The sequence below is a fragment of the Oerskovia rustica genome (assembly GCF_014836555.1).
GTDB lineage: Bacteria > Actinomycetota > Actinomycetes > Actinomycetales > Cellulomonadaceae > Oerskovia > Oerskovia rustica.
In genome coordinates this window covers 15,415-27,357 of record NZ_JACSQQ010000030.1, presented here as the reverse complement: position 1 = coordinate 27,357, position 11,943 = coordinate 15,415, and the positions used below count along the sequence as shown (strand labels likewise).

Below are 11,943 nucleotides of genomic sequence, written 5' to 3'. Positions count from 1 at the left end.
GCCCTGCACCATCGGTGCGGGGCCCCTCTCGTCGTGCGGCGGCCGTGCGGCCGTTCCGCGTCAGCGGTCGCGGCCCGCCATCGGGACGAAGCAGCCGAGGGTGACCATGACGAGACCGGCGGAGAAGATCAGCGCGTGGTTCGACTCGACCGTGAAGGCCCACCCGAAGGCGACCATCCCGCCCACGAACAGGACCATCGCCACGAGGAAGCGGGCGACGGCCCCGGCTCGCTCGGTGGCCTCGTTGCTCTGCGTCGTCTGGCTGCTCATGCTCTTCGCTCCGTACTGGTCGTGGGGTCACGCGTTGTTCCCGCGTGCCGCGGGAGGGACTTCCCGACGACGGCACGAACGCGAGGCGTCAGGCCGTCAGTCCAGGTAGTGCTCCACCGTACCGGCATCCCGGATCGACGCAGCATCCGGGTCGCTGCCGAACTCGCGGGCGGCGTCGCGCTGACGCAGCAGGTCCCAGCACTGGTCGAGCTCGGTCTCGATCGCGCGCAGGCGCGTGTGCTCCTCGGACGCGGTGATCTCCCCGTCGGCGAGCTCGTCGCGCAGCCTGCGCTCCTCCGCCACCAGGTCGCCGATGTACTGCCGGATGCCTCGGTCCTCAGCCATTCCTCCACGGTACGACCGACCGGGCGCGTGGGCGCGCGTTGCCACCCGTCGCGCACCCTCGCAAGCGGAAGGCCGCGAAAAGTGACGTGTCCGACGTTCGGCGCCTTTCGGCGTGCGAGCCGCCCGAGCCGGTGTCAAGGTAGGGACTCACCGGCCAATAAGGCACATACGGGACAAAAGGAGAATGACATGGGTTTCCTCGCATTCATCGTTCTGGGACTGCTCGCCGGACTCATCGCTCGCGCCATCCTCCCGGGCAAGCAGACCGGGTCGATCCTGATGACGATCCTCCTCGGGATCCTCGGCGCGCTGCTCGGCGGCTGGCTCGGGAGCGTCCTGTTCTCGGCTCCGCTCGAGGAGTTCTTCTCGATCCAGACGTGGCTGCTCGCGATCGTGGGCTCCGTCATCGTGCTGGGCATCTACGGCGCGATCCGCGGCCGCAACGGTCGCACCGCCTGACCGCACAGCTCACCCAGGCCGTCACCGCGCGCCCGTCGCGCCCCGTCCGGCCGCGGTGACTACACGAAAGGCCCGCCTCCTCGTCACGAGGAGGCGGGCCTTTCGTCGCACCTGAGGGCCTGAGAGCCTGAGGGCCCGAGAGCCCTGTCAGGTTTCACGACGTCCGACGCCGGAGGCCCGGCCAGGAGGTCGGGAACCGGTCAGGAGCGGACCAGTCGAGCGATCGCGTCGCTCGCCTCCTTGATCTTGAGCGCCCCGGCGTCCTCGCCCATCTTGGCCGCGTCGACGACGCAGTGCTTGAGGTGGTCGTCGAGCAGCGCCAGCGCGACGACCTCCAGGGCGCTCGTCAGGGCGCTGATCTGCGTGAGGATGTCGATGCAGTACTTCTCGTCGTCGATCATCTTGGAGATTCCGCGGGCCTGCCCCTCGATACGGCCCATGCGCTTGAGGTAGTTCTCCTTGTCGCTCATGTACCCGTGATGCTGCGTCGAGGGCTCGCGAGAGTTTTCCATCGTGCATTCCTTACGTTCCGGCAGTGCGAGGACGTCGAGATCGGTGGCAACCAATGCTCGGGCTGTTGACATAATACCAGCCGCCATCAATCACCTCTTTTCCTCACGACGCATGCTCAGCACATTCCTGCGGGCGCGGGGGGACCGAGATCCGGGTGATCGCGTTCATCGGCGACCGGCCCGCGCGGACCCGTCCGAGGCGGACGCCGCGGCACGCAGGTCGCCCAGGTCCTGGTCGTCCCGGACGCGCAGACGCGCCACGGTCGCGACCAGGCACAACCCGACGATCACCGCGCCGAGGACGGTCGTCGCACCGGCGAGCGAGACGAGCGGGACGAGCACCCCGGCAATGATCGACGGCACCCCGAAAGCAAGATAGGAGATGGTGTACATGACGGCCATGACGGCCGCTCTCTCTGTCGGCGCGACCCGGGGCATCAATGTCTGCAGAACTCCCATGAAAGCGGTACCGAATCCCGCACCGAGAATCATGGCAGCAAAGATGTAGCCGGGAAATGAATGCACGGCGAGCGCCGCCACGCTCAGCGCGGTGCCCGCGCCGAGGGTGGACGTGCCGAAGACGCTGACGACCCGGGCCGGTCGCCGGCGGAGCACGACGGACGCGACGATCCCCGAGACCGCGAAGACGGTGATGCCGATGCTCTGCCGGACGTGCGTCGTCGCTCCGAGCTCGCTCGCGACGACCGACGACCCGAGGGCGAGGAAAAGCCCGTTCGTCGCCCAGCCGGCGACGATCGCCGGGGTCGCCACCGCCAGTCGCCGACGCACGTGCCGGGGGACGGCGAGCCGTGGGACGGTCCACGGTGTGCGCGCGGCGGGGACGCGCACGACGTCCGGGGTCGACCAGACGACGGCGGCGACCAGGAGGAAGACCGCGGCGAGCACGCCGAACACGACGTCGGCGGGCTCGCTCGCGTGGTCGAGGGCGAGCGCCCCCGCGAGCGCCCCCGTCCCGAGCCCGGTCATGGGCGCGACCGTGTTCCACAGCGCCGCTGCCCCCGGGCGCCGCGGAGAGGCGAGGTCGACCACCATGGCGGACAACGCCGGGAGCAGCAGGCCCGCCGCGACACCCTGGAGCGACCTGGCCAGGAGGAGCGTGGCCAGGTCGTCCGCCTGCCAGAACAGCACGAGGCTGGCGACGAGGGCCACGGAGCCCACCGTGACGACGGGCCGGCGACCCACCACGTCGGACATGCCGCCCGCGACGAGCAGAGCGCCGAGCATCGTGAACGCGTAGACGGCGAAGACCGAGGTCGTCGCGACCGGGACGAGCCCGAGGCGCTCGGTCAGCTCCGGGTAGAAGGGGGAGGGTGCGCTCGCCGCGACCATGAGCAGGAACGTCCCGACGATCGCCAGGCGAGAGCCCCGCCGTCGCGCCCCGGTGGTGAAGGACTGCATCTAGGCGCGCGCCTCGTGGAGTCGGCTGCCCCACCCGTAGATCTCGCCCACCGCCTCGATGCCGCTGACGCCGACGACGGTACCCTCCTGCTCGTGCAGGACCACGAGCCCGTCGGCCTGCGCGACGCGCGTGCCGGGGTGTCCCGTGTACCCGACCCCCGAGATCATCCGTCCGTGGATCGTCGCCATGTACGCGCTGCGGGGCCGGTACGGGCCCGGGTCCTCGCCGCGGCCGAGGTCGTGGAGCACCGTCTGCGCGGCGTGCACCCCCTGCGCGGCGCTGTCCTCCCAGTGGTCGATGCGCCATGTCCCGAGGTGGTCGTCGTGATGCACGGCGACGCCGCCCGCCGCGTACACGGCCCCGTGCCCGTGGACGCGGAGCCGGTCGTCGACGGCGACTCCGTCACGCCACGGTGATGGAGCGGCGGGCGTCGTGCCGAGCGCGACGACGACGAGATCGACCTCGAGGTCGGTCCCGTCGTCGAGGGTCACGACCGTCGCGTCCGGCGTCGCGAGGACGCGGCGGACGGTGCGACCGAAGAACGTGGTCACCCGGGCCTCGTGGTCGGCGGCGACGCGCTCGGCGACCGGTCGGCCGAAGCCGGCCACGCCGGGGACCTGGCTGCGGGCGACGAGGCTGACCTGGTGCCCCAGCACCTGCAGCGTCGAGGCGGTCTCGGACGCGATCAGCCCGCCCCCGTAGATCGCGACGCGCGCGGACTCCCCGCACGCCGCGATCGCCACCTGGAGGCGCACGGCGTCGTCGAGCGAGTGCAGCGTGAGCAGGCGGCCCGTCCGGACGGCGTGCTCCACCCCCGCGACGTCGGCGTCCAGGCCTCGGGCCCCGCTCCCGGTCGCCACGAGGAGCGCGTCGTAGGAGATCGTGGCCCCCGAGGCCAGGTGGACCTCCTGCGTCGCGGGGTCGACCCGCTCGGCGGTGTCGGCGACGAGCTCACCGTGGGGCGCGGGCAGCCGGATCAGCTCGGGCGCGGCCTGGCCGTAGGCGACGTTCTTGACGAGCATCCGCGAGTACGGGATCTCGCCGGTCCGTCCGACGACGGTCGTCCGGACGTCGCCCTGACCGGCGAGGGCTCGGGCGGCGGCCGTACCGGCCGACCCTGCCCCGAGGATCACGGCGTGGCGTTCGGTCATGGGATGCGTTCTCCAGGTTCGGTTGGGGCGCCGCCCCGGCGAGCGCGGCGAGGGCCTCCGAGCAGCGGGCTGCGAGGGCCCGGGGGCGAGCGAGACGACGGGCGGGGTCCGCGGTGCGTGAGGGCGGCCGCGGACCCCAGGTCCCCGTCGTCACGCCATGTTGGCGGCGTACTTCGCGGGGTCCGAGTCGAAGGCCGGTCCGCATCCGCCGCAGCAGAAGTAGTACCGCTCACCCTCGTGGTCCCGGTAGAGGCCGACCGCCTCGGCCGCCTTCTTGCTGACGGGGCTGCCGACCATGACCGGGCAGGTGGTCATGTCGTCGTTCGCCGCCCCGAGCAGGTTCTCGGTGCCGTCGCCCGTGGGGTTGGACGCACCGGTGCTGCAACAGCCGGACGCCTGGGGTTCGTTCGCCATCGTGAGTGGTTCCCTTCGTGCTTCTGTGGGTGGTGTGGTGAGTTCCGGGGACGTCATGACCTGGCGACGCTCCGGAACCCGCGCAGGCGCAGGCTGTTGCCTACGACGAAGGCGCTCGACAGCGCCATCGCAGCCCCTGCGAGCATGGGGTTGAGCATGCCGAGCGCCGCGACGGGGATGGCCGCGACGTTGTAGGCGAAGGCCCAGAACAGGTTGGTCTTGATCGTTCCGAGCGTCTTGCGGGACAGACGGATGGCATCGACCGCGCTGCGGAGGTCGCCGCGCACCAGGGTGATGTCAGACGCCTCGATGGCGACGTCGGCGCCAGTACCCATGGCGAGTCCGAGGTCCGCCTGGGCGAGGGCCGGGGCGTCGTTGACGCCGTCGCCGATCATCGCGACGACCTTCCCCTCGGCCTGGAGCCGGGTGACGACGTCGACCTTGTCCTTGGGGAGGACCTCGGCGATGACCTCGTCGATGCCCACCTCCGCGGCGATCTGCCGGGCGACGGCCTCGTTGTCACCGGTGAGGAGCACGGGGGTCAGGCCGATCGCCTTGAGCTGTGCGATCGCCTCGGCGCTCGTCGGCTTGACCGTGTCGGCCACGACGAGGATGCCGCGCGCGCGGCCGTCCCAGCCCACGGCCACGACCGTCTTGCCCTCGCCCTCTGCGCGCGCCTTCGTGGCGGCGAGCGCGGGGCTCAGCTCCTGGGACCACTCGGCGAGCAGCGACTCGCGGCCCACCAGGACGGCGTGGCCGTCGACGACGCCCTGCACGCCCTTGCCCTCGATGTTCGCGAAGTCCTCGGGCGTGAGCAGCGTGCCGACCTCCTGCGTCGCGCCCTTGGCGATCGCCTGCGCGATCGGGTGCTCGGAGGCGTCCTCGAGCGCGCCGGCGAGGCGGAGCAGCTCGGTGCGGTCCGTGCCGGGCTCGACGACCACGTCGACCAGCGTCATCTTGCCGGTCGTGACCGTACCGGTCTTGTCCAGCACGACGGTGTCGATCTTGCGGGTGGACTCGAGCACCTCCGGGCCCTTGATGAGCACGCCCATCTGCGCGCCGCGGCCGGTGCCGACCAGGAGCGCCGTCGGCGTCGCCAGCCCCAGTGCGCAGGGGCAGGCGATCACGAGGACCGCGACCGCGGCGGTGAAGGCCGCGCTCACGGGGAACCCCGCGCCCAGCCAGCCCCCGAGGGCGGCGGCCGCGATGACGATCACGATCGGCACGAACACGCCCGAGATCCTGTCGGCCAGGCGCTGCACCTCGGCCTTGCCGGTCTGGGCGTCCTCGACGAGCCTGGCCATCTGCGCGAGCTGTGTGTCCGACCCGATCCGGGTCGCACGGACCACGAGCCGACCGCCCGCGTTCGTCGTGGCACCGGTGACGGTGTCTCCTGCGGAGACCTCGACCGGCACCGACTCACCCGTGAGCATCGACTCGTCGACGGCGGACGTGCCCGTCACGACCACTCCGTCCGTGGCGATCTTCTCGCCCGGGCGGACGATGAACTCGTCACCGACCTGCAGGTCCTCGACGGGGATCTTCGTCTCGACGTCTCCGCGCAGGACCGAGACCTCCTTCGCGCCGAGCTCGAGCAGCGCACGCAGCGCCGCACCGGCCTGCTTCTTGGAGCGCTTCTCGAAGTACCGTCCGGCGAGGATGAACATCGTGACCCCGGCACCCACCTCGAGGTAGATGTTCGCCGCGCCGTCGGAGGGCGCCAGCGCGAGCTCGAACGGGTGCGTCATGCCCGGGGTGCCCGCCGTGCCGAGGAACAGCGCGTACAGCGACCACAGGAACGCGGCGGACGTGCCCATGGAGATGAGGGTGTCCATCGTCGCGGTGCCGTGCTTGAGGTTCGCCCACGCCGCCTTGTGGAACGGCCACGCCGCCCAGACGATCACGGGAGCGGCCAGCGCGAGGGAGGCCCACTGCCAGTACGTGAACTGCCACGCCGGGACCATGGCCATCGCGATGACCGGCACGGTGAGCACGATCGCGCCGATCAGCCGGTTGCGCAGCGAGGTCAGCTCGGGGTCCTCACCCTCGCCCCCGCCGGCCGACGCACCGTCCTTCCTCGCGCCCTTGGGCACGGGCAGCGCGGCGGTGTACCCGGTCTTCTCGACCTCGGCGATCAGCAGCGCCGGGTCGTACCCGTCCGGGACCGTCACCTTGGCCTTCTCGGTCGCGTAGTTCACGGTCGCGACCACGCCGTCGAGCTTGTTCAGCTTCTTCTCGATCCGCATGGCGCAGGAGGCGCAGGTCATGCCGCCGATCTCCAGCTCGACGCCTGTGATCACGCCCGGAGGCGCTGATGTGCTCATGTGCAGTTCCTTCTCTCGGCTGGTGGGAAAGGGCCCGACCTCTCGGTCAGTGCCCCTCCGGGTGCGATCCGCCCTCGGGGTCCGTGGGTTCGGCGCCGCGAGCGGCGTCGAGCACGAGCTCGGCGGTGTGGACCTGGCCGTCGACCTGGAAGTCCAGGTACAGCAGGTAGCGGCCCGCGGTCGGGACCTCGGCGGCGAAGGCGATCTCCGGCCCGGCCGTCTGCCCGGCCTCCGGGTCCGCGCCCTCGGCGTGGACGTGGAGGTAGGCGAGGTCGCCGTCGCGCAGGGCGACGAGGTGGCCGAACGCTCCCAGGTACGGTTCCAGGGCCGTCACGGGCTCGCCGCCCCGGGAGACCGCGAACGTGAGGCCGCTCGAGGCCCCCGCCGCCAGCTCGCCGTCGACGGTCACGGTGTACCCGTCCACCTGGGCGGTCCGGGTCGGCTGCTGCTCGACGGGCACGAGGTCCCCGGCCACCTGGACCGTGCGGCTCACCGTGCGGGAGGACTCGTCCGCGCCCGCCGGCGTGAAGTCCGCGAAGACGCGGTAGCTGCCCGCCGCGGCCCACTCCCAGGGGATCGACCAGGCGCCCGAGGCCTCGTCCAGCACGGGATGGACGTGCCGGAACTGGCTGCCGTCCGTCCGGACGACGATCAGGTGCAGGTCCTTCTCGTGCGCGGTCGTGTACGCCGTCACCGGAGCGCCTGCGTGGTCCCGGACCTGGAAGCTCAGCTCCCCGGGCTCGCCGACCCCCGCGGGTGCGTCGAGGGACGACAGGGCGAACCCGTCGACGCCGAGCGCAAGGCCCTTCACCCCGCTCGCAGCACCCCCGGCCGCTCCGGTGCTCTCCGCACCGTGTCCTTCTCCGTGCTCGTTCATCTCGCTCCCTTCGGTCCAGTCGGCGACGGCGCTCTCGGGCACGACGGCGCCGGCGACGCCGAACGCGCCGCCGAAGGCCACCACGAGCCCCAGGCCGTAGAGGGTCAGTCGTGCGCCCGTCCTCATGCGGACCGCACCGCCGAGTAGCCGGCCTCCTCGACGGCGGCCAGGACCAGCGCGTCGTCGACGGGGCCCGTCACCACGAGCCGTCCCGTCTGCGCGCTGACCTGGATGTCCTCGACCCCGGCGACCTGTCCGACCTCCTCGCGGATCGACAGCTCGCAGTGCCCGCACGTCATGCCCGTCACCTGGTACTCGTTCGTGGCCATGGCGGAGCCTTCCTCTCGTGGGAATTGATACCCCTACCGGGTATCTCTCTCTCGAACATATACCCCGAGGGGGTATAGCGCAAGCATGGGTCACCGCTCAGGACGAGGGATCGGGTGAATCACCCGAGGTTCCGGCCGGGTACATCGGCCGATACCCCTACGGGGTACCAGCCTCCGGCGCCCCGCAACGCGTACCAACGGGTTCAGGCAGTCTTGACACCCATACCCCCCATGGGTATACCTTTTGCCGACGCCGGGCATGCCGGCCGTCCCTCAGGAGGAGATCTTCATGTCTACCCATCCACCACTGTCGCCGGCGAAGCGGTGGCTCGGCCTCGCGCTCATCGCCACGGCACAGTTCGTCGTCATCATGGACACCTCGATCATCGGCGTCGCCCTGCCGGACATCCAGCGAGACCTGGGCTTCACGCCCGAGTCGCTGTCCTGGGTGTTCAACGCCTACGTGGTCGCGTTCGGCGGCCTGCTCCTGCTCGGAGGCCGCCTCGCCGACGTCTTCGGTGCGCGGAAGATCTTCGTGCTCGGCTGGCTCGTGCTGATCGTCGGGTCGGTGCTCGCGGGAGCCGCAGGCACCATCGGGCTCGAGATCGCAGGCCGCGCGATCCAGGGGGCAGGTTCGGCGATGATCGCGCCCGCCGCACTGACCCTGCTGATGATGCTCTTCGGCGGCACACGCGACCTGCCGAAGGCGTTCGCCGTCTACGGCGCGGCCGCACCGGTCGGAGGCAGCGCCGGAGTCTTCCTCGGCGGAGTCCTCACCGAGTACGCGAGCTGGCCCTGGGTCTTCTACGTCACCGTGCCGATCGCGGTCTTCGTGCTCGCGTTCACCGCGTCGACCCTCCCACGCACCGAGAAGAAGGCGTCGGGATCGATCGACGTCGCGGGTGCACTCACCGTGACGGCCGGGCTCGCGGCCGTCGTCTACGCCGTCGTCAACGCCCCGGAGGTCGGCTGGCTCACGCTGCCCACGCTCGGCGCCCTGGCCGCGGGCATCGTCCTGCTCGTGATCTTCTTCGTCATCCAGGCACGCAGCCGTGACCCCCTGCTCCGCCTCGGCCTGCTGCGTGCGCCCCTGCTCGGCGCCGCGAACGGTGCACAGCTCCTGCTGGGTGCCGCCTGGGTCTCGATGTGGTTCTTCCTGAACCTGTACCTGCAGCAGGTCCTCGGCGCGAGCGCCTTCGCCGCCGGCGCCGCGCTCCTGCCGATGACCGGCCTCGTCGTCCTCGTCATGCTCGCCCTGGCTCCCCGGCTCCAGGAGAGGTTCGGCGCGAAGTCGCTCATCGTGACGGGGCTCCTGCTGCTCGCGGCCGGGCTCGTCTGGCTCTCGTTCGTCCGCCCCGACGGCAGCTACGCCGTCGACGTCCTGCCCGCGTCGCTCCTGGCCGCGCTCGGCATGTCCCTCGCGTTCGTCCCCTCGCTCGGCACCGCCATCAACGCCGCACCCGCAGCCGAGACGGGCGTCGCGTCGGGGCTCGTGAGCACGAGCTACCAGATCGGGTCCGCGCTCGGGCTCGCGGCGCTCACGGCGATCGTCTACGTCGTGTCCGGCACCGACCCCTCGCCGGTCGAGCTCACGCAGGGCTACTCGGCCGCGTTCGTCGGGGCGGGGATCCTCGCCCTGGTCGGAGCGATCGTGACCGCCGTCGCGATGTCGAGGCCCCGAGTGCCCGCCGCCGCGACGGACGGGTCGATCGGCCGCTAGCCGCACGGAGCCCGGTCCCGACCGGTTCCCTCACCACCACCTCGAAGGGAAACACCCATGTCCGCTCCCCGCCTGCTCCTCGCCTACGACGGATCCCCCAACGCGCACAGCGCGATGCAGACCGTCGCCGGGCTCTTCCCCGGCGCCACCGCAGTGCTGCTCTACGCCCGCCAGCCCATGGAGGGCTTCGCGGCCCATCTCGAGGGCCACCCGGCGCTCGAGCAGCTCCAAGGTCTCGACGCCGCAGCCCTCGACGTGTCGGAGCGGATCGCCTCCGACGGCGCACAGGTCGCCCGAGACCTCGGGCTGGTCGCCGAGCCCCACGTGTCCTCCACGATGGCCACGGCTGCCGAGGCCATCGTCGAGGCCGCCGAGGAGCTCGACGTCGACCTGATCGTGCTCGGCTCCCGCGGCCGCCGCGGCCTCAGGGCGACCCTGCTCGGCAGCACCTCGGCCAGCGTCCTGCACCACGCCACCCGCCCGACGCTGGTCATCCCCTCGGACGCCGTGGCGCTGGCCCGTCGCACCAGCCGGGCCGCAGGCGGCCGGGCAGCGTCGGACGGCCGGGTCCCGTCGGACGCCCCTGTCGCGTCCGACGCCGGCTGACCGCTCGGCGACCGCCCGGGTCCGCCAGGCAGAAGTGCCTGGCAGGCCCGGGCCCGGGCCCACCGCCCCCGTGCCGTTCCCCTCGACGTGAAGGAGACTGCTGTGCCCCGACTTTCCCGCCTGACCCCGGAGACCGCCGTGGGCGCCTCGAAGGACCTGCTCACCGAGCTCGTGGACCGCCACGGCAGCGTGGGCGACATGGTCTCGACGATGGCGCACTCCCCTGCCGTGCTCGGTGGATACCTGCAGCTCAGCCGTGCCATGAGGCGCGCCAAGCTCGACCGCAGGACCAGCGAGCTCGTCTCGATCGCCGTCCAGGCGCAGCAGGGCTGCGGCCTGTGCCTCGCGGCGCACGTCGGGGCCGCCCGTGCCCTCGGAGCCGGCGAGGACGAGATCGCGCTGGCCCACGACGGGTGGTCCGCCGATCCAGCGGTGGCCGCGATCGTCGCCTTCGGCGTCCAGGTGTACCGCGAGCCGACGTCGATCACCGACGAGCAGGTCGACGCCCTCCGGCACCACGGCTACAGCGACCGCGAGATCGCCGACGTCGTCGGCGTCGTCGCGCTCAACCTCCTCACCGGGGCGTTCAACCTCGTCGCCGGGCTCACGCCCGGAGCGCCGTCGGTGCGGCGCAAGGCCTGATCTCCCGGGGACGTCCCCGCCGCGTCCCGTGCGGGCTCTCGTCCGGTCCGACGACCCGTCGAGCAGCTCCGTCACCGCCGCCCCGGGACGTCCCCCGACCACCCGGCCGCCTGCCGGGTCCGGCCCGCGACGAACGCGACCGTGAGCCCGATGACGAGCGCGGTCGTGTGCCCGACCGCGGTGAAGTTCCGTGCGACGAGGCCCGGCCCCACCCAGTAGACGACGACGAACGCGACCCACCACCAGCGCCAGCGTCTGGGCACGACGACGGTCAGGAACCCCATGACGGTCGCCATGACGTAGCTGACGCCGACGTCGTCGACGGTCGCGACGCTCGGGCTCACGAAGCCGTGGAAGATCCCGGTCGTCAGGACCATCGCGGTGAACACGGTCGCACCGACGTGCCCCATGAACCCGACCGCGAGCGACGCGAGACGCCCGACGAAGCGCTGCGCGTAGGCCAGGACCACGAGGAGCTGGAGGACCAGGAGCACCTCGCCCGGCGAGGAGATGACGAAGGCGCTCGCGAGCAGCACGGAGATCGGGCGGTCGCGCAGGTTCGCGAGGTTGGTGCTCGTGTCCTCGTACACCTGGTCCCGCGTGCCCTCGGGCAGGAACCACAGGACGACGGCGACGAGCAGCACCACGGAGCAGTAGACGATCGCGAGGTCCGCCCGGCGGACCGTTCGCCACATGTCGGCCAGCGCGTGACGCAGGAGGTGGGCGGGGGTCGCGCCGCCCGTGGGGCCGTCCGTCATGCCGTCACGCTACGCCGGGACTCGCCCGCGAGCGCCCGGGAGCGTGCTCTCGCTCGGACGGCCCCTCGGGAACCGTGCCTCGCGCCTCGCACCTGGATGTAGACAGTCTGTCCATA

14 protein-coding genes are annotated in these 11,943 nt (G+C 71.7%); 4 read left to right on the top strand and 10 right to left on the bottom strand.

What is annotated here, in order from left to right; all coding sequences use genetic code 11:
• Positions 1–60: 60 nt before the first annotated feature.
• Together H9652_RS15440 and H9652_RS15435 are read right to left on the bottom strand one after the other, a co-directional pair.
• Complete coding sequence (locus H9652_RS15440) at positions 61–270, bottom strand: hypothetical protein (protein WP_138826934.1); 210 nt, start codon at positions 268–270, stop codon at positions 61–63.
• 96 nt (positions 271–366) lie between these two features.
• A complete protein-coding gene (locus H9652_RS15435) occupies positions 367–615 on the bottom strand; it encodes a DUF2630 family protein (RefSeq protein WP_191797052.1) in 249 nt (82 codons plus the stop codon).
• 189 nt (positions 616–804) lie between these two features.
• On the opposite strand from H9652_RS15435, the gene H9652_RS15430 reads away from it, so the two are divergent.
• Complete coding sequence (locus tag H9652_RS15430) at positions 805–1,074, top strand: GlsB/YeaQ/YmgE family stress response membrane protein (RefSeq protein WP_138826936.1); 270 nt, start codon at positions 805–807, stop codon at positions 1,072–1,074.
• 200 nt (positions 1,075–1,274) lie between these two features.
• Here H9652_RS15430 and H9652_RS15425 read toward each other — a convergent pair whose 3' ends face one another.
• The 7 genes from H9652_RS15425 to H9652_RS15395 form a co-directional block, all read right to left on the bottom strand.
• Positions 1,275–1,586 carry a metal-sensitive transcriptional regulator gene (locus H9652_RS15425; protein WP_030153341.1) on the bottom strand — a complete coding sequence of 104 codons (312 nt, stop codon included), beginning with the start codon at positions 1,584–1,586 and terminating at the stop codon, positions 1,275–1,277.
• Between the two features lie 165 nt (positions 1,587–1,751).
• Positions 1,752–3,005, bottom strand: coding sequence for an MFS transporter (locus H9652_RS15420; RefSeq protein ID WP_191797050.1), 1,254 nt, complete (start codon positions 3,003–3,005; stop codon positions 1,752–1,754).
• On the bottom strand, positions 3,006–4,157 hold the full coding sequence (locus H9652_RS15415; protein ID WP_191797048.1) for an FAD-dependent oxidoreductase: 1,152 nt from the start codon (positions 4,155–4,157) through the stop codon (positions 3,006–3,008).
• A gap of 150 nt (positions 4,158–4,307) precedes the next feature.
• On the bottom strand, positions 4,308–4,571 hold the full coding sequence (locus tag H9652_RS15410) for a YHS domain-containing protein (protein ID WP_191797046.1): 264 nt from the start codon (positions 4,569–4,571) through the stop codon (positions 4,308–4,310).
• 53 nt (positions 4,572–4,624) lie between these two features.
• Positions 4,625–6,895, bottom strand: coding sequence for a heavy metal translocating P-type ATPase (locus H9652_RS15405; RefSeq protein ID WP_191797044.1), 2,271 nt, complete (start codon positions 6,893–6,895; stop codon positions 4,625–4,627).
• A gap of 46 nt (positions 6,896–6,941) precedes the next feature.
• A complete protein-coding gene (locus H9652_RS15400; protein ID WP_191797041.1) occupies positions 6,942–7,898 on the bottom strand; it encodes a heavy-metal-associated domain-containing protein in 957 nt (318 codons plus the stop codon).
• A complete protein-coding gene (locus tag H9652_RS15395) occupies positions 7,895–8,101 on the bottom strand; it encodes a heavy-metal-associated domain-containing protein (protein ID WP_191797039.1) in 207 nt (68 codons plus the stop codon). The genes H9652_RS15400 and H9652_RS15395 overlap by 4 nt, the downstream gene beginning before the upstream one ends.
• A gap of 289 nt (positions 8,102–8,390) precedes the next feature.
• On the opposite strand from H9652_RS15395, the gene H9652_RS15390 reads away from it, so the two are divergent.
• The 3 genes from H9652_RS15390 to H9652_RS15380 all read left to right on the top strand — a co-directional run bounded on the left by H9652_RS15390 (position 8,391) and on the right by H9652_RS15380 (position 11,069).
• Positions 8,391–9,821, top strand: coding sequence for an MFS transporter (locus tag H9652_RS15390; RefSeq protein ID WP_191797036.1), 1,431 nt, complete (start codon positions 8,391–8,393; stop codon positions 9,819–9,821).
• A gap of 57 nt (positions 9,822–9,878) precedes the next feature.
• Positions 9,879–10,427, top strand: coding sequence for a universal stress protein (locus H9652_RS15385; protein ID WP_191797034.1), 549 nt, complete (start codon positions 9,879–9,881; stop codon positions 10,425–10,427).
• 102 nt (positions 10,428–10,529) lie between these two features.
• Positions 10,530–11,069 (top strand): carboxymuconolactone decarboxylase family protein, encoded by a 540-nt coding sequence (locus tag H9652_RS15380; RefSeq protein WP_191797032.1) that lies wholly within the window; start codon positions 10,530–10,532, stop codon positions 11,067–11,069.
• Between the two features lie 71 nt (positions 11,070–11,140).
• On the opposite strand, the gene H9652_RS15375 is transcribed toward H9652_RS15380, so the two are convergent.
• On the bottom strand, positions 11,141–11,827 hold the full coding sequence (locus H9652_RS15375; RefSeq protein WP_138826944.1) for a rhomboid-like protein: 687 nt from the start codon (positions 11,825–11,827) through the stop codon (positions 11,141–11,143).
• Between the last annotated feature and the right edge of the window lie 116 nt (positions 11,828–11,943).